The 22,123-nt window shown below is 69.0% G+C and carries 22 protein-coding genes, 1 tRNA gene and 2 pseudogenes; 12 read left to right on the top strand and 13 right to left on the bottom strand.

Annotation, left to right across the window (positions count from 1 at the left end; genetic code table 11):
* Both ACK5KK_RS09755 and ACK5KK_RS09750 read right to left on the bottom strand, forming a co-directional pair.
* Positions 1–198, bottom strand: a 198-nt coding sequence (locus ACK5KK_RS09755) for an Lsr2 dimerization domain-containing protein (RefSeq protein WP_416889891.1), incomplete at its 3' end; no start/stop codon positions are given.
* A gap of 46 nt (positions 199–244) precedes the next feature.
* A complete protein-coding gene (locus ACK5KK_RS09750; RefSeq protein WP_416889890.1) occupies positions 245–1,030 on the bottom strand; it encodes a LuxR C-terminal-related transcriptional regulator in 786 nt (261 codons plus the stop codon).
* A 174-nt stretch (positions 1,031–1,204) separates the two neighbouring features.
* Between ACK5KK_RS09750 and ACK5KK_RS09745 the strand changes: the two genes are divergently transcribed.
* Both ACK5KK_RS09745 and ACK5KK_RS09740 read left to right on the top strand, forming a co-directional pair.
* A complete protein-coding gene (locus ACK5KK_RS09745) occupies positions 1,205–1,549 on the top strand; it encodes a DUF485 domain-containing protein (RefSeq protein ID WP_416889889.1) in 345 nt (114 codons plus the stop codon).
* Positions 1,546–3,162 (top strand): cation acetate symporter, encoded by a 1,617-nt coding sequence (locus ACK5KK_RS09740; protein ID WP_416889888.1) that lies wholly within the window; start codon positions 1,546–1,548, stop codon positions 3,160–3,162. Before ACK5KK_RS09745 ends, ACK5KK_RS09740 begins: the two co-directional genes overlap by 4 nt.
* A 62-nt stretch (positions 3,163–3,224) precedes the next feature.
* Here the strand turns inward: ACK5KK_RS09740 and ACK5KK_RS09735 are convergent, their stop codons facing one another.
* A complete protein-coding gene (locus ACK5KK_RS09735) occupies positions 3,225–3,746 on the bottom strand; it encodes a methylated-DNA--[protein]-cysteine S-methyltransferase (RefSeq protein WP_416889887.1) in 522 nt (173 codons plus the stop codon).
* A gap of 153 nt (positions 3,747–3,899) precedes the next feature.
* Here ACK5KK_RS09735 and ACK5KK_RS09730 point away from each other — a divergent pair, with 153 nt between their 5' ends.
* Both ACK5KK_RS09730 and ACK5KK_RS09725 read left to right on the top strand, forming a co-directional pair.
* Positions 3,900–7,616, top strand: coding sequence for an AAA family ATPase (locus ACK5KK_RS09730; protein ID WP_416889886.1), 3,717 nt, complete (start codon positions 3,900–3,902; stop codon positions 7,614–7,616).
* A complete protein-coding gene (locus ACK5KK_RS09725; RefSeq protein WP_416889885.1) occupies positions 7,603–7,794 on the top strand; it encodes a hypothetical protein in 192 nt (63 codons plus the stop codon). The genes ACK5KK_RS09730 and ACK5KK_RS09725 overlap by 14 nt, the downstream gene beginning before the upstream one ends.
* A gap of 2 nt (positions 7,795–7,796) precedes the next feature.
* On the opposite strand, the gene mscL is transcribed toward ACK5KK_RS09725, so the two are convergent.
* The 3 genes from mscL to ACK5KK_RS09710 are packed head-to-tail and all read right to left on the bottom strand — an operon-like array spanning position 7,797 to position 9,107.
* Positions 7,797–8,186, bottom strand: a complete 390-nt coding sequence (gene mscL, locus ACK5KK_RS09720; protein ID WP_416889884.1) for a large conductance mechanosensitive channel protein MscL — start codon at positions 8,184–8,186, stop codon at positions 7,797–7,799.
* 39 nt (positions 8,187–8,225) lie between these two features.
* The gene (locus ACK5KK_RS09715) at positions 8,226–8,501 is read right to left on the bottom strand and encodes an FmdB family zinc ribbon protein (RefSeq protein ID WP_416889883.1); all 276 of its coding nucleotides are present in this window, start codon (positions 8,499–8,501) and stop codon (positions 8,226–8,228) included.
* 12 nt (positions 8,502–8,513) lie between these two features.
* The gene (locus tag ACK5KK_RS09710) at positions 8,514–9,107 is read right to left on the bottom strand and encodes a 5-formyltetrahydrofolate cyclo-ligase (protein ID WP_416889882.1); all 594 of its coding nucleotides are present in this window, start codon (positions 9,105–9,107) and stop codon (positions 8,514–8,516) included.
* Positions 9,108–9,146: 39 nt separating this feature from the next.
* On the opposite strand from ACK5KK_RS09710, the gene galU reads away from it, so the two are divergent.
* From galU to ACK5KK_RS09690, 4 genes are all read left to right on the top strand, one after another.
* Positions 9,147–10,025: a UTP--glucose-1-phosphate uridylyltransferase GalU gene (gene galU, locus ACK5KK_RS09705; RefSeq protein ID WP_416889881.1), complete on the top strand. Its 879-nt coding sequence runs from the start codon at positions 9,147–9,149 to the stop codon at positions 10,023–10,025.
* Between the two features lie 17 nt (positions 10,026–10,042).
* Positions 10,043–10,672 carry a GNAT family N-acetyltransferase gene (locus tag ACK5KK_RS09700; protein WP_416889880.1) on the top strand — a complete coding sequence of 210 codons (630 nt, stop codon included), beginning with the start codon at positions 10,043–10,045 and terminating at the stop codon, positions 10,670–10,672.
* An 85-nt stretch (positions 10,673–10,757) separates the two neighbouring features.
* A complete protein-coding gene (locus tag ACK5KK_RS09695) occupies positions 10,758–11,687 on the top strand; it encodes a large exoprotein (protein WP_416889879.1) in 930 nt (309 codons plus the stop codon).
* A gap of 159 nt (positions 11,688–11,846) precedes the next feature.
* Positions 11,847–11,919 (top strand) — tRNA-Ala (locus ACK5KK_RS09690).
* Between the two features lie 613 nt (positions 11,920–12,532).
* Here the strand turns inward: ACK5KK_RS09690 and ACK5KK_RS09685 are convergent.
* The 5 genes and pseudogenes from ACK5KK_RS09685 to ACK5KK_RS09665 form a co-directional block, all read right to left on the bottom strand.
* Positions 12,533–13,561, bottom strand: a pseudogene (locus ACK5KK_RS09685) (recombinase family protein); the annotation flags it as partial.
* A gap of 145 nt (positions 13,562–13,706) precedes the next feature.
* On the bottom strand, positions 13,707–13,937 hold the full coding sequence (locus ACK5KK_RS09680) for a hypothetical protein (protein WP_416889878.1): 231 nt from the start codon (positions 13,935–13,937) through the stop codon (positions 13,707–13,709).
* Positions 13,934–14,566, bottom strand: coding sequence for a hypothetical protein (locus ACK5KK_RS09675; RefSeq protein ID WP_416889877.1), 633 nt, complete (start codon positions 14,564–14,566; stop codon positions 13,934–13,936). The genes ACK5KK_RS09680 and ACK5KK_RS09675 overlap by 4 nt, the downstream gene beginning before the upstream one ends.
* 136 nt (positions 14,567–14,702) lie before the next feature.
* Complete coding sequence (locus ACK5KK_RS09670) at positions 14,703–15,227, bottom strand: single-stranded DNA-binding protein (RefSeq protein WP_416889876.1); 525 nt, start codon at positions 15,225–15,227, stop codon at positions 14,703–14,705.
* 80 nt (positions 15,228–15,307) lie between these two features.
* On the bottom strand, positions 15,308–17,068 hold the full coding sequence (locus ACK5KK_RS09665; protein ID WP_416889875.1) for a type IV secretory system conjugative DNA transfer family protein: 1,761 nt from the start codon (positions 17,066–17,068) through the stop codon (positions 15,308–15,310).
* A gap of 104 nt (positions 17,069–17,172) precedes the next feature.
* Here ACK5KK_RS09665 and ACK5KK_RS09660 point away from each other — a divergent pair, with 104 nt between their 5' ends.
* The gene (locus tag ACK5KK_RS09660) at positions 17,173–17,874 is read left to right on the top strand and encodes a DUF6518 family protein (RefSeq protein WP_416889874.1); all 702 of its coding nucleotides are present in this window, start codon (positions 17,173–17,175) and stop codon (positions 17,872–17,874) included.
* A gap of 16 nt (positions 17,875–17,890) precedes the next feature.
* On the opposite strand, the gene ACK5KK_RS09655 is transcribed toward ACK5KK_RS09660, so the two are convergent.
* Positions 17,891–18,382, bottom strand: a complete 492-nt coding sequence (locus tag ACK5KK_RS09655) for a hypothetical protein (RefSeq protein WP_416889873.1) — start codon at positions 18,380–18,382, stop codon at positions 17,891–17,893.
* 185 nt (positions 18,383–18,567) lie between these two features.
* Between ACK5KK_RS09655 and ACK5KK_RS09650 the strand changes: the two genes are divergently transcribed.
* From ACK5KK_RS09650 to ACK5KK_RS09640, 3 genes are all read left to right on the top strand, one after another.
* Positions 18,568–19,647 (top strand): tyrosine-type recombinase/integrase, encoded by a 1,080-nt coding sequence (locus tag ACK5KK_RS09650; protein WP_416889872.1) that lies wholly within the window; start codon positions 18,568–18,570, stop codon positions 19,645–19,647.
* A gap of 25 nt (positions 19,648–19,672) precedes the next feature.
* Positions 19,673–19,981 carry a helix-turn-helix domain-containing protein gene (locus tag ACK5KK_RS09645; protein ID WP_416889871.1) on the top strand — a complete coding sequence of 103 codons (309 nt, stop codon included), beginning with the start codon at positions 19,673–19,675 and terminating at the stop codon, positions 19,979–19,981.
* Between the two features lie 146 nt (positions 19,982–20,127).
* A complete protein-coding gene (locus ACK5KK_RS09640) occupies positions 20,128–21,759 on the top strand; it encodes a hypothetical protein (RefSeq protein WP_416889870.1) in 1,632 nt (543 codons plus the stop codon).
* 59 nt (positions 21,760–21,818) lie between these two features.
* Here the strand turns inward: ACK5KK_RS09640 and ACK5KK_RS09635 are convergent.
* Positions 21,819–22,123: pseudogene (locus tag ACK5KK_RS09635) on the bottom strand (ATP-binding protein); the annotation flags it as partial.

Below are 22,123 nucleotides of genomic sequence, written 5' to 3'. Positions count from 1 at the left end.
CGCGGAGGCGGCACGCACGCGGCGCCCGGCGGCCGTGTACGGCTCGAGTGCGCCGCGCAGCGCCGCCGCGTTGCTGTCGGTCAGATCGATCTCGTAGGCGGTGCCGTCCAGCGAGAACAGCACCGTCTCGCCGGAGCCGACCTCCAACACGGTGCCATCAATGTCGTCAACCAACTGGTGAACGATTCTTCGGGTCATGCCCGAAATGATAGTAGTTCGGGGTCGCTTCGGCGACCGGGCTGCGTCACGGCAGAATTCCCGCCTGGCGGGCCCGGGCCACCGCTGCGTGCCGAGTCGAGGCATCCAGCTTGATCATCGCCGACTGCAGGTAGCTTTTCACCGTCGCTTCCTTCAACCTCAAGCGTGCCGCGACCTCGGCGTTCGTCGCACCGAGCGCCGCGCATGCGAGGACATCGAGTTCGCGCGGTGACAGCTTCACGTCGGCGGTCGGCGCGTCGCCGCCGCCGGACAGCCGGGCCAGTTGCTGCTCGACGCGCAGGAGCCGGTCGCGGATGCCGCTATCGAGTCCGTCGGACGAGACGGCACGCAACTCGGCATACATCTCGCGCAACGCTTCCCGGACGGCACCGCCCAGCGGGGTCGGTGTCGGCACCGTCGTCGCCAGGCGATGCTGCACCTCTTCGCGCACCCGCAACTCGATCGCGAGGTCGGATGCCACCGCCAGCGCGTTGCGTGCCGCCGCATCCCCGAGGGGCGTCTGCGACCAGGACCCCGCGTATAGCACGCCGCGGGAGCGCCCCGCCACCACGACCGGCACGGCCAGCAGGGTGGAAATCCCCTCGCCGAGCACGGCGCGATCGTAGTCATGCGTGATGGTGCGGGCGTTCTTGTAGTCCAGCGCCAGCCGCGGGCGTCGTTCAATGAGCGCGCGACCGCCCAGCCCTCGCGCGGCCTGCACGATGAGTCCGTTGATGTGCGGGGTGCGTGCGCCGGCCACCGACGACACTTCGATGGTGTCGTCGTGCTCGAACCCGCCGAACGCCACCGGGAATCCGGTTCGTGTCGCCATGGCGCCGACCGCACGTGAGAGCAGGTCAGCGTCTGATGCGAGGCCGGTGCTTGCCATCTCGCGATACCTACTTCCGGGGGTGACGACCGCGGCGCCCCCACTCGTAGCGTCGACCCTACCATCGGGCGTGCCTGTGCCGGCCGCTCGACCGATCACATGAGGCAAGGAGGCCACATGAGCGGTTCCCACACCGTTCCCGCACCCGGGATCGACTACGTGGAGGTCGAGGAATCCCCCCGGTTCCAAGAGCTCAAACGACGGCATCGGAGTTTCGTCTGGCCGATGACCGCCCTGTTCCTGATCTGGTACTTCGTCTACGTCCTGCTGTCGTCGTTCGCCCCCGGTCTCATGGCCGCGCGCGTGTCGGGTGATATCACGATCGGGCTCGTGCTCGGCCTCGGGCAGTTCGTGACGACGTTCGCGATCACGATGGGCTACGTCGCGTTCGCCAACCGCCGGCTCGACCCGATCTCCGCCGAGATCCGCGACGACCTCGAAGCTCAGGAGCACGCGGCATGAACACGATCCGGACAGCGGTCGACGCCGCCGCGGCGGAGAACGACCCGATCCTGAACATCTCGATCTTCGCGGCGTTCGTCGCGGTGACGCTGTTCATCGTCATCCGCGCCAGCCGCAACAACAAGACCGCCGCCGACTACTACGCCGCGGGGCGGTCCTTCACCGGTCCGCAGAACGGGTTCGCGATCGCCGGAGACTACCTGTCGGCGGCATCGTTCCTCGGTATCTGCGGCGCCATCGCCCTCAACGGGTACGACGGGTTCTTGTACTCGGTCGGCTTCCTCGTGGCCTGGCTGGTCGCGTTGTTGCTGGTCGCCGAACTGATGCGCAACACCGGAAAGTTCACGATGGCCGATGTGCTGTCGTTCCGGCTGCGGCAGGCCCCGGTGCGCATGGCCGCGGCCATCACGACGCTCGCGGTGTGCTTCTTCTACCTGCTCGCGCAGATGGCCGGCGCCGGCGGGCTGGTCTCGCTGCTGCTGGGCATCAACGACCAGATCGGCCAATCGGTCGTGGTGGCCGTCGTCGGTGTTCTCATGATCGTGTACGTGCTCATCGGCGGCATGAAGGGCACCACCTGGGTGCAGATCGTCAAGGCCGGTCTGCTGATCGCCGGGGCCGTCGCCATGGCGATCTGGGTGCTCGCGCTCAACGGCTTCAGCCTCAACACACTGCTGGAGTCGGCGGTCGCCGCCTCCACGACCGACCCGCAGGACGCGATCCTCGGTCCGGGGCTGAAGTACGGCAGCAACCCCTGGGACTTCATCTCGCTGGCCCTTGCCCTCGTGCTCGGCACGGCGGGCCTGCCGCACGTGCTGATGCGGTTCTACACCGTCCCGACGGCCAAGGAGGCACGGCGTTCGGTGGTGTGGGCGATCTGGCTCATCGGCATCTTCTACCTGCTGACCCTTGTGCTCGGCTACGGCGCCGGCGCGCTGGTCGGGCCGGAGGCGATCTCGGCGGCACCCGGCGGGGTCAACTCCGCGGCGCCGTTGCTGGCCTTCGCGCTCGGCGGTCCGCTCCTGCTCGGCTTCATCTCCGCCGTCGCCTTCGCCACGATCCTCGCGGTCGTCGCCGGCCTCACCATCACGGCGGCCGCATCGTTCGCGCACGACATCTACGCGAACGTGGTGAAAAAGGGCAACGTTCCGCCCGACGGCGAGGTGAAGGTGGCACGTCGCACCGTCATCATCATCGGCGTGCTCGCCGTCGCCGGGGGCATCGGCGTGCAGGGGCAGAACGTGGCGTTCCTGGTCGCCCTCGCGTTCGCGGTGGCAGCCTCGGCGAACCTGCCGACGATCCTCTACTCGCTGTTCTGGCGCGGGTTCTCCACGCGCGGAGCGGGGTGGAGCATGTACGGCGGTCTGGCCGCCGCGATCATCCTGATCGTGCTCTCGCCCGTGTTCTGGGGCACCGACACCAGCGTGTTTCGCGGTGTCGGCACCGCGATCTGGCCGATGAGCAACCCCGGGATCGTGTCGATCCCGGTGGGCTTCCTGCTGGGCTGGCTGGGCTCGGTCACCTCGAAGAGGCGAGAGGACCGGGTCAAGGCGGCCGAGATGGAGGTGCGCTCACTCACCGGCTACGGCGCCGAACGAGCGGTCGAGCACTGACGACGGGTGCGGCTCGGATTGATGGGCGTCCGAGCCGCACCCGTGGGGGAGCGGACCGCGGCCTACACGCCGTCCGTCCGCACGGGGGAATGAGGCGCCTCGAGGTCGAGCAGGAAACGCTTGACCTCGGGGCGTCCGCCGTACCCCCCGAGACTCCCGTCACTGCGCACGACGCGGTGTGCCGGCACGATGATCGAGATCGGGGTGCGAGCGCACGCCGAACCGGCGGCGCGATGCGCCCCGGGGGACCCGGCGAGGATCGCCACCTCGCCGTAGGATGCCGTCTCGCCGTAGTCGATGGTGCACACCGCCTGGAGCGCCCGACGCACGAAACCGCCGGTCGAGCGCCAGTCGATCGCGAGGTCGAAGTCGGTGCGCTGCGCCGCGAAGTACTCGTCGAGCTGTCGGGCGACCGGCGCGACGGCGTCCGGGTCGCTCTCGGGCGGGACGCCCAGCTGCGTGGCCCACCGCGCGAGAGCATCGCGTTGGTCGCCCACCTCCAGCGCGACCAGTCCTCGGTCGGAGACGACGATGAGGGCGTCGCCGACCGGCGTGGGGTGCGTCGACCAGAACGTGGGGGTCATGCCTCCATCCTCCCGGAGCCGGTTCGGCCGGGCGTCGCGGTCCGGTCGATCTGGGGACATGCCGGCCGCAGGTGACCCGGGGGAGGGGGAAATCCCGCGAAACCCTACGCGAGATCCCCGACACGACGCCTTCGGCGACCTAGTGTGGGTCGTGTGTGGCGACCAGATGGCGACGCCGAGCACGGCCGGGACGATGCCGCGCACGCGCGTCGGGCGACCCCGGGTGACCCCGCTGACGCCGACACCGAACTCGACACCGCCCCCGCGGGCGATCCGCAACAGGAACGCCTCCGTTTTCTCGCGGCCCACCTCGGCGGGCGTTCGACACTGCTGCACTACACGGATGCCGGTGACGCCGGCATCGACGTCACGACCGCCCACCCCGGCAGCCTGCCGCAGTTCATCACCGGCAGGTCCACACTGCTGTCGGGACTGTTCCGCGACGAGGTGGCGCTGCGCAGCGCGCGGATCGCCGCCGAGCGCATCGCCGCGAAAGACGTCGAGCTGCGCACCGCACGCGGGCTGCACGCCGTGCACCTCGCGGTCGGGATCGCGCACTGGACCGCGGACGACACGGCGTTCTCGGCCCCGGTGCTGCTGCGCCCCCTGACGATCCGGCGGCACCATACCGACTTCGATCTCACGCTGCGCGGGGCCTTCACGGTCAACCCCGAACTGCTCGTCGCCGTGCGCGAGCAGTTCGGCATCGAGCTCAACGGGGTCGAGTTGGCCGACCTGGCCTACGACGGCGGTCTGTTCAAGCCGCAACCGGTCATCGACCGGCTGCGTGAGCTGACCGCGCACATCAGCTCGTTCTCAGTCAAGCCCCGGCTCGCCGTGTCGACGTTCGCCGACGTGGGCACCCGGATCGCGCGTGATCTGGCAGACCTCGACCATCCGGTGCTGAACGCCCTCGCGGGCGACGGGGCCGATCGTGCGCGCCTGCACACAGCCGTCAGCACGACCGAGCCGACCGGAGCCGACGAACGGCAGCCAGGGTCGGATCGGTTGCTGCTGGATGCCGACGCCGAGCAGGAAGAGGTGCTGGCGCGGATCGCCGCCGGCCAGTCGATGACGGTGCGCACCCTGCCGGGCACCGGGGGGACGCAGACCGTCATCAACGCGGTCGGAGAGCTGGTGCGCGCGGGCAAGCGGGTGCTCGTCGTCAGCGCACGCCGTTCGACCCTCGAAGGGGTGCGACACCGTCTGGCCGGCGTCGGCCTGGGCGGACTGGCCGTCTCGCCGTCGCAGGCCAGCCGCGACCTGATCCGTGCCATCGCCCGCAACGAGAAGGCCCCGTCTCCGAAGGTGGGCGAGGTCGACGACGCACTGGTGCGGTTGCGCGCTGTCCTCCGCGACTACCGTGCCGCGCTCACCGAACCGCACGCGCACCTGCAAGTGTCCGCACTGGAGACCGTGCGCCACTTGGCGACCATCGCCCGGCGTACCCCGCAACCGACCGCGACGACGCGGTTCGACACGGAGACGCTGCGCAGGCTGGCGACGCGACGTGAGGAGGCCGCCGCCGCGCTGGCCGCGGCCGCCCGGCTGGGCGAGTTCCGGTTCGGCCCGGGCGACTCGCCCTGGTACGGCGTTGTGTTCAACACCGCCGACGCCGCCGAAGCGGCCCACTCGCTCGCGGGACGTCTGCACCGCAGCGCGGTGCCCGCTCTGTTGGAGCGCGGGTATGACATCGTCGCGCAGACCCGGACCCGCCCGTTCACCTCGGTGGCGGAACTGGGCGCGTACGTGCGTTTGCTGCAGTCCATCCGCGCCTCACTCGACAAGTTCAGCATCACCGTCTTTGAGCGCCCTCTGGCAGAACTGATCGATGCGCACGGGCCGCGCCGCGATGCGCCGACGATGTCGGGGGCGAACCGGCGTCGGTTGCGACGTCTGTCCAACGAGTACGTACGTCCGGGCATGCACGTCGCCGACATGCACGAGTCGTTGCTGCGCGTGCAGGAGCAGCGCTCGCACTGGCAGAGCTTGGTCGAACCGGGCGTGCTGCCCACGATCCCCGCCGGGCTCGACGAGGTCACCGCGGCGTGGCAGCGGGTGGACGGCGACCTCCGTCAGCTCGACGCGGCGCTGGGTCGCACCGAGCACCTGTCCGAACTCCCCGTCGAAGAGCTCGTGCGTACGCTCGCCGGCCTGGCCGCGCCATCGGACGTGTTCGACAATCTCGTCGAGCGGGCGGCGCTGCGCACGCAACTGAGCGAGCTCGGGCTGCAGCCGTTGCTGACCGAACTGTCGGTGCGGCACGTGTCGGAGGACCGGGCCGCCAGCGAATTCGACTTCGTGTGGTGGCAGTCGGTCCTCGAGGCGATGCTCCGCAGCGATCGGGCGCTGCTGGGTGCGAACACGTCGGTGGTCGACCGCCTGGAGCGTGACTTCCGGCTCGTCGACGAAGCGCACGCCGCCTCGTCGGGGCCGTTACTGGCCGCCGAACTGGCCAAGCGCTGGAAGATCGCCATCGTCGACGAGGCAGGCGAGGCGGTCGCGCTGAAAAAACTCCTGCGGCGCGCCCACGCGAGCGTCGCGGAGCTGACAGCGGCCGCGCCCGCACTGCTGCGCACCCTCGCACCGGTGTGGCTGACATCCCCGTATGACGTGGTCCAGATCCCCGATCGGGTCCGCTTCGACGTCGTGATTATTGCCGACGCCGGAGCGCTCAACGTCGCCGAGGCCGCGCCGGCGTTGCGTCGCGCAGAGCAAGTGGTGCTGTTCGGCGACCCGGTGACGCAGCGGCCGACCCCGTTCCGGGTCGCCTCCGGGTACCCCGGCGACGAGACCGCGGATGCCGTCGTTGACGAGGTGAGCGTGTTTGCGCGGCTGGCCGAGATCGTGCCGGTGGAGACACTCACCCGCAGTTATCGGGCGGGCGGTGAGGATCTGGCCGAACTCGTCAACGGTGCGTTCTACGGCGGGGAGATCGTGTCGTTGCCGTGGGCGGGCTCGTATCTTGGCCGCGGCAGCCTCAGCGTCGACTACGTCGAGGGAGGGACCGGTGCGCCCGATCCGATCACCGGCGCGGTCGAGAGCCCCGATGCCGAGGTCACCCGGGTGGTGACCCTCGTCGTCGAGCACGCGGTCAACCGCCCCGCCGAGTCGCTCATGGTGGTCACGGCGTCCCGCCGCCACGCCGAGCGGGTGCGCGCGGCCGTCGATGCCGCTTTCGCGGGCCGCAGCGACGTGGCCGAGTTCATCGGCCGCGACACCGCGGAGCCGTTCGCCGTCCTCGGCCTGGAGGAGTCGGTCGCCGAGAGCCGCGACCGGGTCGTGTTCTCGCTCGGCTTCGGCCTGACCAAGCACGGACGCGTGCTCACCGACTTCGGCGACCTGTCCACCCCGGACGGGGAGCGTCTGCTCACCGTCGGGATGACCCGCGCTCGCCGTTCCATGGTGATCGTGTCCTCGATCCGCCCGTCGGCGTTCGACGAGGGGCGGCTGGACTTTGGGGCATCCACCCTCATGCGCATCCTCAGCGGGATCGCCGCGCGCGCACGCGATGCGCGGTTGGAAGACCTCGCCGACCCGCTCACCCTGACGCTGGCTCAGCACTTGCGCGGGCTCGGGGTCTCGGTGGATGTCGCCTATCGCGGCGGCCTGCCGCTGGTGGCCCAGCACCGCGGCACCGCGGTGGTCGTGGAAAGCGACCCCGAGGCGGCGGGGGAGTCGCTGCGGGAGTCGCTGCGGCTGCGGCCGCAGATCCTGCGCCGGCTCGGCTGGCACTATGTGCGTGTGCACGCCTTCGACCTGTACAGCGATCCGGCGGCCGTCGCCGTCCGCGTCGCCGCCATCCTCGGGGTGGGCCCGCAGACGCCGTCGGCGGGAACAGCGACCCAGCCGATCAATGTCATCGAGTGATCGGCAGCGTGTCGAGCGGGTCGCCGGCGCCCGCCGGGCGCGCCTGACCGCGGCGCCCGGCACGACCGCCGAACCCACCGGAAGCGACGACGAAACGCCGGATGCCCCCGCCGAGTCGGCGAGGGCATCCGGGGCGAATGACGAGCGGATGCGTCGCGACGTTCCGCCACACTACTGAGTTCAGACCGGGCGCTTCTCCAGCAGGTCGCGGATCTGCACCAGCAATTCCTGCTCCGTGGGAGCGGCTTCCTCCTCTTCGACGCCGGCCTTCGCGGCGCGACGCTCGTTGAACTTGTTCATCGGCATGACGAACACGAGGTACACGATGAGGGCCACGGCGAGGAAGTTGATGACGGCCGCCACGACCGCGCCCCACTCGAACACCGTGTCGTTGATGGTCGTGGTGACCTTCGCCAGCGACTCCGCGTTGAACAGCATCGCGATGAGCGGGTTGATGAGTCCATCCACGATCGCGGTCACGATGGCGGCGAAGGCGGCGCCGATGACGACCGCGACGGCAAGGTCGATGACGTTGCCACGCATGATGAACTCTTTGAATCCTTTGATCACAATGATCTCCCCAGAATGATGATGGTCCGCGTCAACGGGTCAGGAGCCCGTCGGCGCGGGTGAGGTCGGGACCTCGGTCTTCGATGATGCCGGAGACGACGCCGAATCACCAGCCGACGTGCCGGAGCCGGGCGCGGCGCCGCGCGAATCGGTGCGGTAGAACCCCGAGCCGCTGAAAGTGACGCCGATCGAGCCGTATTGTTTGCGGAGCCGTCCGCGGCACGTGGGGCACTCGGTGAGAGAAGGGTCGGAGAAGGACTGGACGGCATCGAACGCGTGGGCGCACTCGGTGCACGAATAGGCGTAGGTGGGCATGGATCCTCGCGGTCAGTACGTCGAAGCGAGTTCGACGATTCGGGTGGGGGTGACGACGCCCGTCACGGGTTGATCGTGCAGGTCGTGCGGGAGCTCGTCGACAAGTTCTGTGTCGAAGACCACAGCGTAGACCGGCGGGCGGGTCTGCATCGAACCGAGCGTCTTGTCGTAGTAGCCGCGTCCCCACCCCAACCGCATACCGGAGCGGTCGACGGCGGCGGCGGGGATGATGAGCAGGTCGACCTTGTCGACCGCCAGCGGACTGAGCCGTTCTCCGGTCTGCTCCTCGATACCGAGCAGCCCCTCGACCACATCGTTCTCGTTGTCACCAGCGACCCAGTCGAGGAGTCCATCGGTGCGACTGATGGGGAGGAGCACGCGCAGTCCGCGAGCGAGTGCGTCGTGCAGGAAGGGACGGGTGCTCGGTTCCGTCGGCGTGGATCGGTAGCACGACATCGACCGGGCGCCGAGACGTGCCACGAGCGCGTCGAGGTTGCGCTGCACACCGGCGGCGGCTTCATGACGGGCCGGCTCGGACCGTTGCTGCCGGCGTTCGCGAATATCGGCTCGCAACGCGCGCTTTGTATCGTCGATCGGGCCGGCCATGCCTCTGATTGTAGGCGTCGTGCTCGATAGAGTAAGGGGATGGGTCACAACCACATCAAGGCTGTCATTCCCGCGGCGGGGCTAGGGACACGGTTTCTACCGGCGACCAAGGCCATGCCCAAGGAGATGCTGCCGGTCGTCGACAAGCCCGCGATCCAATACGTCGCCGAGGAAGCCTCGGCGGCGGGCATCAACGACATCCTGATCATCCTGGGCCGCAACAAGACGAACATCTCCAATCACTTCGACTCGGTTCCCGAACTGGAGTCGAACTTGTCCGACAGGGGGGATCTGGAGCGGTTGCGTCGAGTCCAGGCGGCGTCGGATCTGGCCGACATCCACTTCGTGCGCCAGGGCGAGCCCCGCGGACTGGGGCATGCCGTGCTGCGCGCCCGCGGGCACGTGGGTGACGCGACGTTCGCCGTGTTGCTGGGTGACGACCTGATCGACGAGCGTGATCCGCTGCTGACGACGATGCTGGCTGAGAACGAGCGCACCGGGCTGACGGTGGTCGCGTTGATGGAAGTCGACCCCGACCACATCCACATGTACGGCGCCGCGGCCGTCGAGCCCACCGACAACCCGGAGGTCGTCAAGGTGACCGGGCTGGTCGAGAAGCCGTCGAAGGAGGATGCTCCGTCGAATTACGCAGTGATTGGGCGCTACGTTCTGACGCCGGATGTCTTCGGCATCCTGGAGCACACTGAGCCGGGCCGGGGCGGTGAGATCCAGCTCACCGACGCCCTGCAGGAACTGGCGACGACGGCCGGCGTGCACGGCGTGATCTTCCGCGGTCGTCGCTATGACACGGGTGACCGGGTGGACTACATCAAGGCGATCGTGCAGTTGGCCGTCGACCGCGACGACATCGGGCCCGAGTTGCGCCCGTGGCTGCAGGAATTCGCCGCGACGCTGTAGCGAGGGCGGAGAAAGCCATGGACCCGAACCTTCCACGCAGTCATGGGCCGGTCACGCTCCGGATCGTGCGTCAGCGCGACGCGCGTATGTTGCAGGCCGAACTGGTTGCCAACCGGGCGTGGCTGCAACCGTGGGAGGCGACGAGCCCGGACGGGCCGGTGACGTTCGACATGCGCTCGGGGGTGCGTCGGCTGCTGCAGCAGTATCGCGACGGCAGCGGTGTTCCCTTCGTGATGGAGTACAACGGCGAGATCGCCGGGCAGCTCAACGTCTGGGGAGTCGCGCGAGGTTCGCTGGCGTCGGCGACCATCGGGTACTGGGTGAGCGAACGGTTCGCGGGGCGGCAGATCACGCCCACGAGCGTCGCGCTGGCCACCGACCTGTGCTTCGGGGAGTTGCGGCTGCACCGGATGGAGGTGTGCATCCGGCCCGAGAACCGCGCGAGCCTGCGTGTCGTCGAGAAGCTGGGATTCCGGTATGAAGGGCTGCGGCGTCGGTATATCCACATCGACGGCGAATGGCGTGATCACTACACATTCGCGCTCGTACGAGAGGACGTGCCCGAGGGTGTGTTGCGTCGCTGGGTGGAGGGTCGGGCCACGCCCGCCGTGGCGGCTATTCCACCCGCGGACCGGTTGCCCATCTGATCGCGAACCCTTTGGTTCAACTCGAACCTTAGACACGCGGTGTGGCGTCGCGGGCACGGGTGACGCGCGCCGTACGGTTGTCGACATGGACGGACAGGTGCTCGGTGGCGGCGTCATCGTGCTCGTTGCGGTGCTGCTGTGGCTGGTGTACCTGTTGCCCTCGTGGCACGGGAGGCTCCAGTTTCAGGCCGCCGAGCGTAACGCGGTGCGACTGAATCAAACGTTGCGTGTGCTGGCCGAGACCACCGAAGTGCCCGATGAGGTGCGCGTGGAATTGAACGCCCGCGCGGTGCACGAACAGCGCCGCGTGATGCGCCGCATCCGCTCCGAACAGGAGGCGGCGCAGGCGCAGTCCTCCCGAGCGGCGGTCGAGACCGCACGCGCGCAGGCGCGCGCCGACGCCGCGCGGGCGCAGGTGGAGTTCGCGCGCGCGCGTGAGCAGGCGCGTGCCGAGGAGAGGGCGGCGCGTGCCGTGCCGTCGCTGCGAAAGGCCCGAGTGCGTCGGTGTGCGCGGCTGGTGGCCACGGTGCTCGCGCTCAGCGGCATCGTGCTGGCCGGGTCGGGTGCCGTCGTGCTGGCGGTGTCGGGCGCGCAAGCGCTTCTGTGGGTCGGGGTCGCCGTGACGGCGCTGAGCGCCGGAGCCCTGGTGCGGATGGGTTCGATATCGTGGCGCGCCGAGGCGGGGACGGTTCCCGTGGTCGAACGGAGCGTGCCGGCATCCATCCAAGACGTCGACCTGTCCGATGCCCGAGCGTGGACGCCGCGACAGTTGCCGCCGCCGTTGGTGTCGTCGAGCGGTTCGCGCGCTGCCGCGGCGTTGGATCAGGCGGCGGAGCGGGAAGCTGTGCGTCGCGCGGCGCAGGAGGGCGTGCTCCGGGCGCGAGCAGCCCGCACGGCGCCGACCCCGATCGAGCGGGCCCGCCGGGCCCACGGCGGGGCCCCCGCCGCCCACGACGACGCCGCGATCGAGGCCCACGTGCGGAGCCTGCTCGAGCGTCGCGCCGCCGGGATGTAGCCCGGTCCCGGCCATCCCTGCGGTTCCTGCGGTCTCTGCGGTTCCTGCCGAAATTGCGCGTACTGCGCCCCGCGCCCGGCATCCGCCGCAGTTTGCGCAGTCTCGGCTGGGGTGCGGCAAGGGATGGGGCCGGTGCGTGATAGCCTTGTGCAGGTTCACGGGCCTGTGGCGCAGTTGGTAGCGCGCTTCGTTCGCAATGAAGAGGTCAGGGGTTCGAATCCCCTCAGGTCCACCCGACGCATCAAGTTCAAACCCTCGTCCGCGAAAGAGCGGGCGGGGGTTTGAATGTTTCCGGATGCGACGAGCTGACGTTCGCGAGCGACGCTCTGCGTGGTGGGGTCGAGGACCATCGCGAACGTGCCGGCCGGTGCGGAGTCGATCTCGTCCTCGTCGGTGATGTAGATCCGCTCGAAGAACGCCTGGTTGAACAGGCGGCGCACGGAGACGGGCGCCTGCTGGTACACGGTGTAGCAGTCACTCGCGAGGTCCAGGCAGTCCGCCAGCTCGGCTTGCGCTTCGGCGTAGTTCGCCTGTGCCGCGTCGAGCCGGTTGGTGATCTGCCTCAGCGCGGTCGAGATGCGGTCCTGCTCGTCCTTGAGCTGGTCGAGCGGCACCGCGCCCGCGTAGTGCGCCTGCAGCAGCTTGTCGCGCTGGTTCAGCAGGTCGTGCTTCTCCCGCGTGAGCCCTTCCACCTCCAGCTTCGCGTGCGCGTTGAGGATCGCGAACTCCTCAGCGATCGCGCCCTCCAGCGCTGCACGGGTCGTCTCGTCGAGCTGCACCTTCGAGTAGTGCTGCACGACCAGCTCTTCGACCTGGTAGACGTGCATCGCCTTGCGGGTGCAGTCGGTCCGCTTGCGGTGACGCCCGACGCACATGAAGTAGGGATAGATCGTGCCCTTGCTGTTCTTGGCGTGGGTGATGACGAGCCGAGACCCGCAGTTCGAGCAGTACACGGACCCCTTGAGGTAGTGGTCGTGAACCTGGGTCTTGTCCCCGGCGAGGTTGTTCGAGCGCAGGACCGCCTGCACCTGGGTCCAAACGTCCATGCTCACGAGCGGTTCGTGTTGCCCGTCGTAGGCGACGCCGTCGTAAATGATCGTGCCCTTGTAGTACGGGTTCTGGAGCATCCGGTGAAGTGTCGAGACGAACAGCGGCTTAGCGGGGCGCTTCGGGCTCGGCGCGGAGGTGAGGCCGCGCAGCGTCAGCTCCTCCAGCAGCGTCGACAACGTCCACTCGCCAGTGGCGTATGCCTCGAACGCCCACTTCACCAGCGGCGCGCGGTTCTCATCGAGTTCGACGGTGCGCAGTTCGTAGCCCTGCTCGGTGCGGACCTGGATGTTGCGGTAGCCCAGGGGCGCCCGGCCCACGGTGCCGCCGGTCGTCGCCTTGGTGCGCATCCCCTTGGTGACTTCCATCGCGAGGTTGAGGGAGTAGAACTCCGCGATCGAGGCCATGATGCCGTGGGTGAGCATGCCGGCGGGCGTCTCGTCGATGTTCTCGGCGACGGAGACGAGCTTCACCCCGGCGGCGCGCAGCTCGGCATGGATGAGCGCGTCGTCGAGGCGGTTGCGGGCGATCCGGTCGAGCTTCGGGATGATGCAGTAGGTGATGTTGTGCTCACGGATGAACTCCATCATCTCGTTGAGCGACTTGCGCTTCTCTCGCGTCTTGCCAGATTCGCCGGGGTCGATGAACTCCGCGACGACGACGGCCGGCAGGGCGTGAGCCTTGCGGCCGACGGCCTTGCGCTGGTCGGGGATGGAGTAGCCCTCGTCTCGACCTCCACGGTGCGCCTGCGCTTTCGTGGAGACGCGCAGGTACGACACGGCCAGGTCCAGGTCGATGACCTCGCTCGGGTGAACCAGCAGTTGCATGATCGTTCCTCTCTTATCGGATACGGCGTGGGCCACGCGGTTCCCGAAAGAGAGATCCCCAACGAATCGGGGCCGATGCCCCGAGGTCAGACCGGGGCAAGCAACAAGTGAGTTGGCGGCGCACGCCGAGCGGCTGCGTGCCTCGCTAGTCTACCGGCTTGCCCGTCTCGGGACCGGTAGCGGTGTGGAGCATCGGGTAGTCCTTGCGCGCCGGGTTCGCCTCGTCCCGGCTCTCGAACCGGCGCGCGAGGATGACGCCGACGAACGCCTGTGCGAGGCCGCGCACGTCCGGGCGCGCCTTGTCGACGGTACGCACGCCGAGTCGTCGACCACCGGTGGCAGCCGACGGGCGCTGCGAGCCGGATGACGCGCTCACGAGTGCTCCTCCCCGGCGCGCAGGAATGCCGCCTCGGCCTCTGCGCGACGCGTGACATCTTCGATGACGAACGCAACGAAGTCCTCGTCGCGGTCCGTGATCGGCTGTTCGGTCGTCTCCGATGCCGGTTCCTCGCCCGGCCAGCTCGTGAGCCGGGTCGGCCGGTCGCGGTCCAGGCGGGTGCCGGAGATCGACACCCATTCCCGCAGGCGTTGCTGCGCCGCGTGGAAGTCGGTGAGGAACGCCAGCGGCCCTGCCGCGTCCTGCTGGGGGTCGTAGCATCCCAGCCACCGCAGGTGCAGCGCGGACAGCTCCCACACCAGCTCGGGGTGCCGGTGCCAGAAGGGCGGGATCACCGCGGCCGGGAGGCCGAACTCGAGCCGCAGCCAGTTGACCCATTCGTTCAGCGTCAACCACTCGTGCTCTGCGTCGGACGAGCTGAGCGTGCGCCAGTTGACCGGGCGCGGCGGCGCCGGGATGTCGTCGAACCCGAAGGGATCTCCGCCCTCCGTGTCGTCTTCGGAGTCCGCGTCGTCGCCGGCTGCCGCGGTCACTTCGTCCGGCTCATCGCCGTCCACTGGCGCGAGGGCGTCTTCGGCCTCGTCGCTGTTGTGGGTCTCGTCGGTCATCGTGTCGTCCTTCTGATGAACACCGCCTCGCGGCGGTGACGCGTCCTGGGTGCAAGGGTGCTGGCGGCGGCCGGTGCGCGGTCCCGCAGTGCGCGGGGGTCGAGCGGGCCGGGCGTTGGTCGGCCGCCGCCAGCGGTCAGCGGGCCGCCGCCTCGACGGTCGCGCCCTCGGTGTGCGCCACCGGCTCCGGGGAGCCGAGCTGCTGCTGCCGCGTGGCCTCGTTGACGCGGGCCGCGGAAGGCTCCTCCTGCTCGACGCCCTCACGCTCGGCCGCTTCACGGTCGGCGCCGTCGCGTTCGGCTGCCGGCCGCCGCTCGACGGTGTAGGTGGTCGTGTTCGGGTCGTGACCGATGCGGCGGGCCAGGAACTGCTCGTCGGTGCGCGAGACGCCGTCGACGTCCCGGGTGTATTCGCGGACCTGTCCCTGGGCGACGAACTCGTCTCCCTTCGAGAAGCGCTCGTAGGACAGCTCCGCCGCGTCTCCGAACTGGATCAGGTCGTGGTAGCTGTTCGCGAGGCGCTTGAAGCTGCCGTTCTCGGTGCGCTCGAAGTGCTTGATCCCGACGCGGGCGTAGAAGCGGGCCTGCCCGTCCTGCGTGTAGCTCAGGCGAGGATCGTCGGAGATGAACCCCGTGATCGCCTGCGATGTCTTGATAGCCACGGCTACCTCCTTCAACGGTGATGTCGAGGTCGGCTACCGGCCGCCTCCACGCCACAGGTGCGTGGCCGGACCCCCGCTGCTCACGCGCCCTCGCGCAGCAGCGCCTCGATCTCACGTCGGCCCGCAGCAAGCTCTGCCGCGTCGGCCCGCTTCGTCCAGGGCCGCAGATCGGTGACGATCGGCCGGGCCGTGCGCAACAGCACCACGCCGAGCCCGAACGGCATCGTCCGCAGCACGTCCGGTGGCAGGACCGGCACCCGGCGCACGGACCGCTGCGAGGACCGAGACCCGTAGTCCCCGATCGTCACCGAGTCGGTGATCTCGTCCCGCTCTCCGACGAGCGCGGAGAGGTCTTGCAGGTCGCGGCTATTGGACGCCCCGCCGAGGATGATCTTCACGATCGACGCGTCCCAGATCGCCGCCGCCGCGTTCTCGCCCCACTTCTCTCTAGCCTGCGCGAGCGACTGCAGCACCGGGAGCGTCGTGATCCCCGTGCCTCCGCCTTCGGCCATCAGCGTGGGCAGGCTCGGCAGCGGCGAAAGGTTGCCGATCTCGTCCAGTGCCAGCAGCAGCGGAGGGTCCAGCCGTGCCCCCGGCGAGCGGGCGGCGAGCTTGCGCGCGACCTCGACCAGATCCTCGATGAACGCGGCGACCAGCGACGCCGACGCTCCAGCCCCGGCGCCCGTCGCAAGCAGGAACAACGTGCCGTGCTCGTTCAGGAACCGCTCGGGGTCGAACTCCTCCCCGGGCCGCGGCGAGACCGCGTCCAGCACCCGCGGGTCGGCCAGCGCCGAGAACGCCAGAGCGACGCCCTGCCAGATGCTGTCGCGGGTGCGCGGGTCGGATTGCAGCATCGACTCCAGCGACTCCGCCCACCCCTCGGCAGCGCCCGGGTTCGACTGCAGAATGCGCACCGCATCACCCGCGGCCGTGGGGCTCAGCGCCCAGCTGTACAGGGCGCTCGCGTCTCGATGGTCCAGGGCCGCCGCGTGCAGCAGCCCCTGGATCGCCGCGGTGGTCTTGCCCTGCCAGAAATCCCCGCCGGATACCGAGCCGAAGTTCGTCGCACTCGACAGGCCGTTCGCGCGGATCATCGCCGTCAGCGGATCTTGACAACCCCTCACCGGCGACCAGCGCAGGCCCGCCGACAGGCCAGGGGCGATGCGCTGCGGGTCGAAGACCGCGACCGGCCCGTGCTTCCGCCGTGCGCGCATCGTCGCAGTCAGATTGTCGGGGCGGGTCGAGGTCGTCACCACGGCACCGGGTGCGTCGAGCACAGCGTTGATGACGATGTGCAGGCCCTTGCCCGAGCGCGGCGGTCCGATCAGCAGGATCGAGTCCTCCACGGTCGCCCACACCTGTCGCCCCCGTGAGGTTCCGAGCAGGTAGCCGATGTCGGGGACCTCGGGCTTCTCCAGTGAGGGACGGAAGGTGCCCGCCCGTCGAAGCAGTGCGCGCGGGGAGGCGACCGCGGCGATCTCCGGACCCGTCGCGGCTCCATCCAGTCGCCGCGGGTCCGTCCGGCCCTTGCCGCGCCGGACCAGCCGCCACAGCGCCACGGTCGCCGCGGCGACCGTGGCCAGCAGCACGAGCACGATGGCCCAATAGACGACGGGATTCAGGCCCGGCGCGCCGAGCGCTGTGCCGGGGTCGAGCGGCGCGGCGAGCACCCGTATCCCGGCCGTCAGATCAGCATCGGGCTGCGCGTGTCCGGTCAGGAACGCTGCGACACTGCCTGCGATCCGAAGCAGCACGCCGAAGATCGCAACGGCGACCAGGCCGCCGAGGGCGAGGTTGACGAACGCGTCGTTGCCGGCGCGTGGTGAGGTAGGTGAGGACATGACTGCTCCCGGTGCGTGAGTTGCGGCATCGGGACACAGGTGCGCTCGCGCATCGACTGCGCGCTGGTTATGGCTGCCCCTCTCGGGTGCGCGAGGATGTGTAGATGGACACAGCGGTGGACGAGGGAGCCATCGAGGAGCCGGTCGTCGCCTCACCGACGCCGATACCGCGCACGTCCGTGCTCTGGCATACGTCCGCGGTCGTGCTGTTCGCCGCAGGGGGCATCGCCGCCGGCGTGCTGTCGAAGGCCGCGGACGAGAGCCCGGGGTGGCTCGGCGACCTGACTTCGCAGCTCGCGATCTGGGTGCTCGCCATCGCTCTCATCGGGGCGTTCGCTCCCACGCTCCCGGCCGCAGCGGTCCGGGCCGCGGCGGCACTGGCGGGTATGTGCCTCGGCTACTACGCGTACGCGTCGTCCGTCTTGCACTTCCCGGTCGGCCGCGACGCGCTGATCTGGTCCGTGCTCGCGGTGACCGTCACACCGGCGATCGCGGTGCTCGTCTGCCTCGCGCGGCGTGCCGACCGGGCATGGGGCGCCGTCGTGTTCGCCGTCGTCGCGGCCATCTGCGTGTCCGACGACGCACTCACGCGCATCTTCCTCGCGATCAGCGACCAGCAGAGCGCGGACTTCCTCGCCACGCTGCGCCCAGTGCGGGCGGCGGTGAACGTCGTCAGCGCGCTGGTGATCGTCCTTCTCTTGCCCAGGAGCTGGCGTATCCGGTGGATGGCCTTGGCCCTGGCCGTCGTCTTGGGAGCGTGCGCTCCGCAGATCGTCGACGCGGTGCGATCCGCCGTCGGCGTCTGAGACAGCACTGCGACGGTCAGTCAATGGCGCCGATGATCGTGGTTCCGGACGTGCTGCCGAACACGATCACGTCGCGCTTGGCCCGTCGTTCGCGACGCGTGTGCGGTCGGACGCCGGTGGCAAGCGTGAGCCGTCCGTCGGCATCCGCCCTCTCGACGCGATCCACGACGGCGATCAGGATCTCCTCCCCGGCCAGGAATCCCTCGTAGGTCACCGCGAAGCTCGCGGCCGGCTCGACCTCGATTCCGACATCCTCGGCCTCGCTGGGAGGCTCGATGATGTCGGCGTAGGACGCGCCGTTCGTCTCGCGCACCTCGACCCTGACCGGGCCGCCTGCCTCGGCCGCGATCCGGGACAGCGCACGCCCCAGCTCTGTCCTGCCCACCGGCTCCGCCTCAGTGCGCCCGTTCACCGACAGACGCAGCCGACCGTCGTGCTGCACGACGGCGACCACTTGCGGCAACACCACGGGAACGTCACGGTCGGGCTGGATGCGTCGCCCCTTCATCCCGGTTCTCCCGGCATAATCTCTATGCGTTGAAGTTCCCGACCCGGTTCTGCGCCCCAGCGACCTCGCTTCCCTTGTGGTTGCATGTTCCCGCTGTGCGCGACACGGGGTGACACACCGTCACTCTCAGTGACGGTGTGTCGGTATGATTGACGCATGGTCGCCTCTCGTGAACTGCCGGGCTCATGAAGCTCGTCGCGCTGCGTGGCGGCGCTGCCGACGAGGTGCTGCGGACTGCCCAGGACGCGGAGGACTTCGAGCAGGAGATCGTTGACGAGCACGCGATCGCGATGGCTGCCGCTGGTCTCAGCGATGGTCATATCCAAGGCACCCGCCGGACGATCATCGAGTTCGCTCGGTCGCTGACCGGCCCGTTGTGGGAAGCGACCTGCGCCGACGCGGACGCATTCTTGGCCGAGCAGCGGCGCATGGGCCATGCGGTGAGCACGCGGGCGGGCAAGGCCGGGGCGCTGGCGCAGTTCTACGAGTTCGTCATCGCCCGCTATCAGGGTCAGATTCACCGTATGACCGGCGTGGTGGTCGAGCAGCCGATTGACGACTTCAACCGGCAGTCCGGTGCGTCGCTGGGCAAGGTGCGCGTGCCGCCGTCCGATGACGAGGTCGAGACGCTGTTCACGGGTTGGCGGCAGTCGATCCCTGACGCGCGGAAGTATCTCCCGGCTGCGCGTGACTACTTCGCCGCGTCGTTGTGGCGGCGGGTTGGGATTCGGATCAACGAGACGGTGATGCTCGACATCCGCGACTGGCGGCCCGACCTCGGCGGGCTCGGCAAGCTGCATGTGCGGTTCGGGAAGGGCTCGCACGGGCGCGGCTTCAAGGCACGCCTGGTGCCCGCGATCAACGGAGCCGACCAGCTCATCGACTGGTGGCTGGCCGAGGTGCGTCACCAGTTCGGCGACGACTGGGTCAACCCGGATGCGCCGATGCTGCCCTCCGAACGGTTCGATGAGGAGCTGGGGCGCTGCGCCAGAGTGAGCGACTACTCGCTGCGGCGCGGCCTGACGATCCAGGCTGAGCGGTTTCTGCCCGCGTGGGCGGGCCGGTTGACGCCTCATGTGCTGCGGCATTACTGCGCCTCGTCTCTGTATGGGGGCGGGATGGACTTGAAAGCGATCCAAGAGCTGCTGGGGCACCAGTGGCTGTCCACGACGTCGGGGTATGTCCACGTGCGTAGCGAGCACGTCGAGTTGGCCTGGCGCAACGCCAACCAGCGGGTCAAGGCCCGCTTCGCGGAAGAAAGGTGAATCGCCCGTGCAATGGAATCTGAGAATGCGAGCCGCCGAGCGCGGCATCTGGAAGTCCGCCGAGATGCGCCGCCGTCTCGCGGCCGCCGGGTTGGAGATCAGCGCCGGGAAGATGTCGGGCTGGTGGGCCGGAACCCCGGCGACGATCCGTCTGGAAGAGCTCGATGTGCTCTGCTCGATCCTCGACTGCGCACCCTCTGACCTGATGACTCCCGAACCGCAGAAAGTCGAGGCGAGGCGTCCGAGACAGGCCGAGACGATCAACGGTGAGAACGAGGTCGGCCCGACGGTCTCGCCCCGCTTCGGCAAACCCCGTTCCGAGCCGCCGGTGTGAGTCCAGCGCCGGGGCCGGATGCGCGGCTGCGGGTGCCGCCTTTGTGCAACCGCTGCCAGGTCAACCGTGTCGCGTGGAGCAAGCCCCGCATGGACTTCTGCTACGACTGCATGCCCGGAGGCCCTTTCCCGCCGCCGCCCTGCGAGATGTGCGGAACGACCACCGACTACTTCAGCCAGGGCCTGTGCCAGCGCTGCCACCCGCGCAGCCCCCACAAGGTCGGCTCCTGCAAGAGCTGCCTCGCGTGGGGCGTGTATCCGCAGCACAACTGGATGTGCTGGTCGTGCCGCTGGTGGGCAACGCACTACCCGAAAGGCGTCTGCAACTACTGCCATCGCGACACCTGGATCGGCGACCAGGGTGCCTGCCGCCTCTGCCTCGAACAGGCCCGCATGCTCCAAGAACCCGGCCGCGCCCTCGACCTCGCAGGTGCGAACAAGCACGGCCAGCAGCTCTTCTTCGCCAATATGCGCTTCCAGCGCAACCGAACCCGCCGCCTCAAGCCCGCCAACGGCTGGAAGACCCCCGGCGGCTGGGGTCGCCCCGGCCCTCCGCCGAAGAAGCTCGCCCTGACCGAGTGGGTGCAGCCCGTCCTCATCGAGGTCGCCCCCGACCCCGAGCTGCTGCGCCAGCGCGCCCTCATCGAGAACAGCGAGCTGACCCGATACTGCAACGCGATCGTGCATGAGCACGCCGAACAGTTCGGTTGGTCTGTCCGCCAACGCAACGACGTGATCCGTTCCCTGCGCCTGCTGCAAACCCTCCGCGACAGCCCGACCGCGAAGATCCGCGCCTCCGACGTGCTCCAACTCCCACGCTATGACGGCAACATCGTCTCCACCCTCGACGTGCTCGACGCCGCCGGGCTGCTCATCGATGACCGGCCCCGCTGGATCGACACCTACTTCGCGAACAAGACCTCGCTGCTGCCACAGGTGATGCAGGAGCAACTCGAGGTCTGGGTGAACGTCCTGATCGACGGAGCGACGACCGCGCCCCGGCAGCGCTCCCGCGACCCACTGACCGTGAAAGTCCACATCCACGCCGTCGTTCCGGCCGTGACCGCGTGGGCAGAGGCCGGCCACCAGTCGCTCGCCGAGATCAGCCCCGCTCAGATTCGTGACGTGCTGCCCGAGAGCGGGAACCCGCGTGCGCTCATGGAGCGTGGCCTGCGATCGCTGTTCAAGGTGCTCAAAGCCCGCAAGCTCGTCTTCCAGAACCCCACCCGCGGCATGACGACCACCAAGGTCAACGGCAACATCCCGATGCCGCTGGACACCGCACTCATCCGCGAGAAACTGAACTCGCCCCACCCCGTGATCGCGTTGGCCGTCTCGCTCGTCGCGTTCCACGCGCTGACCGCGAAACAGGTCTCCGAGCTGCTGCTCACCGACATCGTCGACGGACGCCTGAACCTCGCAGGCCGCAGCATCCCGCTCGCCGCCCCCGTCCGCGAACGCCTCGCCCGATGGCTCGACTACCGCCAGAGCAGGTGGCCGAACTCGCAGAACCCGCACCTCATCATCCACCAGCGCTCCGCGCCCAGGATGATGGCCGCGAACCGGACCTATCCCTGGCAGCAGGGCGGCATCCGCCCGCAGGCCCTCCGCGAAGATCGCATCCTCGCCGAAGCCCACGCCACCCGCGGAGACGCGAGGGCGATCAGCGACCTCTTCGGCCTCAGCATCGCAGGCACCGACCGCTACATCGAAACGATCGAACACCCCGACCTCACCATCGGCGACCGAGAGGTTCCCAGAACATCCACCACCGAGTAGCCTGTAAGCAGCATCGACGTTGAAGTTCCCGCCAAAACCGTCAATATTCACGCGAACTTCTAGCTTTTTCCTGCTGCGCGGCTGCTGGTGTCGAACAGGGCGAGCTCGTCGGGGTGGAGTTGGTGCTGGCATACGAAACTCCTGGCCTTGATCCGCCACAGGCCTTGTCCGGCGCCGAGGTTCGGCAAGAGCTGCTGCTCCGTCCCACTCAGACCGAGTGCCTTCGCCGTGGGGCCGAGCTGGTCGGACTCCTGCCGGTACACGATCCGCGTCTCGGCATTCGCGAGCAGCGAGTTGGCCAGGGAGCGCATGGCGGAGCCTTGGTCGCCCACGTTGTCGAGGTCGGTGAGCTTGTGGAAGATCA

The sequence above is a fragment of the Microbacterium sp. genome, from assembly GCF_047972865.1.
Classification (GTDB): domain Bacteria; phylum Actinomycetota; class Actinomycetes; order Actinomycetales; family Microbacteriaceae; genus Microbacterium.
This window is presented reverse-complemented; position numbering and strand designations above follow the sequence as displayed.

Bases quoted from the DNA above. Each gene is read 5' to 3' on its own strand.
- ACK5KK_RS09750 (WP_416889890.1), bottom strand. From the start codon at position 1,030: ATGGCGACACGAACCGGATTCCCGGTGGCGTTCGGCGGGTTCGAGCAC.
- ACK5KK_RS09745 (WP_416889889.1), top strand. From the start codon at position 1,205: ATGAGCGGTTCCCACACCGTTCCCGCACCCGGGATCGACTACGTGGAG.
- ACK5KK_RS09740 (WP_416889888.1), top strand. From the start codon at position 1,546: ATGAACACGATCCGGACAGCGGTCGACGCCGCCGCGGCGGAGAACGAC.
- ACK5KK_RS09735 (WP_416889887.1), bottom strand. From the start codon at position 3,746: ATGACCCCCACGTTCTGGTCGACGCACCCCACGCCGGTCGGCGACGCC.
- ACK5KK_RS09725 (WP_416889885.1), top strand. From the start codon at position 7,603: ATGTCATCGAGTGATCGGCAGCGTGTCGAGCGGGTCGCCGGCGCCCGC.
- ACK5KK_RS09715 (WP_416889883.1), bottom strand. From the start codon at position 8,501: ATGCCCACCTACGCCTATTCGTGCACCGAGTGCGCCCACGCGTTCGAT.
- ACK5KK_RS09710 (WP_416889882.1), bottom strand. From the start codon at position 9,107: ATGGCCGGCCCGATCGACGATACAAAGCGCGCGTTGCGAGCCGATATT.
- galU (WP_416889881.1), top strand. From the start codon at position 9,147: ATGGGTCACAACCACATCAAGGCTGTCATTCCCGCGGCGGGGCTAGGG.
- ACK5KK_RS09700 (WP_416889880.1), top strand. From the start codon at position 10,043: ATGGACCCGAACCTTCCACGCAGTCATGGGCCGGTCACGCTCCGGATC.
- ACK5KK_RS09695 (WP_416889879.1), top strand. From the start codon at position 10,758: ATGGACGGACAGGTGCTCGGTGGCGGCGTCATCGTGCTCGTTGCGGTG.
- ACK5KK_RS09675 (WP_416889877.1), bottom strand. From the start codon at position 14,566: ATGACCGACGAGACCCACAACAGCGACGAGGCCGAAGACGCCCTCGCG.
- ACK5KK_RS09665 (WP_416889875.1), bottom strand. From the start codon at position 17,068: ATGTCCTCACCTACCTCACCACGCGCCGGCAACGACGCGTTCGTCAAC.
- ACK5KK_RS09660 (WP_416889874.1), top strand. From the start codon at position 17,173: ATGGACACAGCGGTGGACGAGGGAGCCATCGAGGAGCCGGTCGTCGCC.
- ACK5KK_RS09655 (WP_416889873.1), bottom strand. From the start codon at position 18,382: ATGAAGGGGCGACGCATCCAGCCCGACCGTGACGTTCCCGTGGTGTTG.
- ACK5KK_RS09650 (WP_416889872.1), top strand. From the start codon at position 18,568: ATGAAGCTCGTCGCGCTGCGTGGCGGCGCTGCCGACGAGGTGCTGCGG.
- ACK5KK_RS09645 (WP_416889871.1), top strand. From the start codon at position 19,673: ATGCGAGCCGCCGAGCGCGGCATCTGGAAGTCCGCCGAGATGCGCCGC.
- ACK5KK_RS09640 (WP_416889870.1), top strand. From the start codon at position 20,128: ATGTGCGGAACGACCACCGACTACTTCAGCCAGGGCCTGTGCCAGCGC.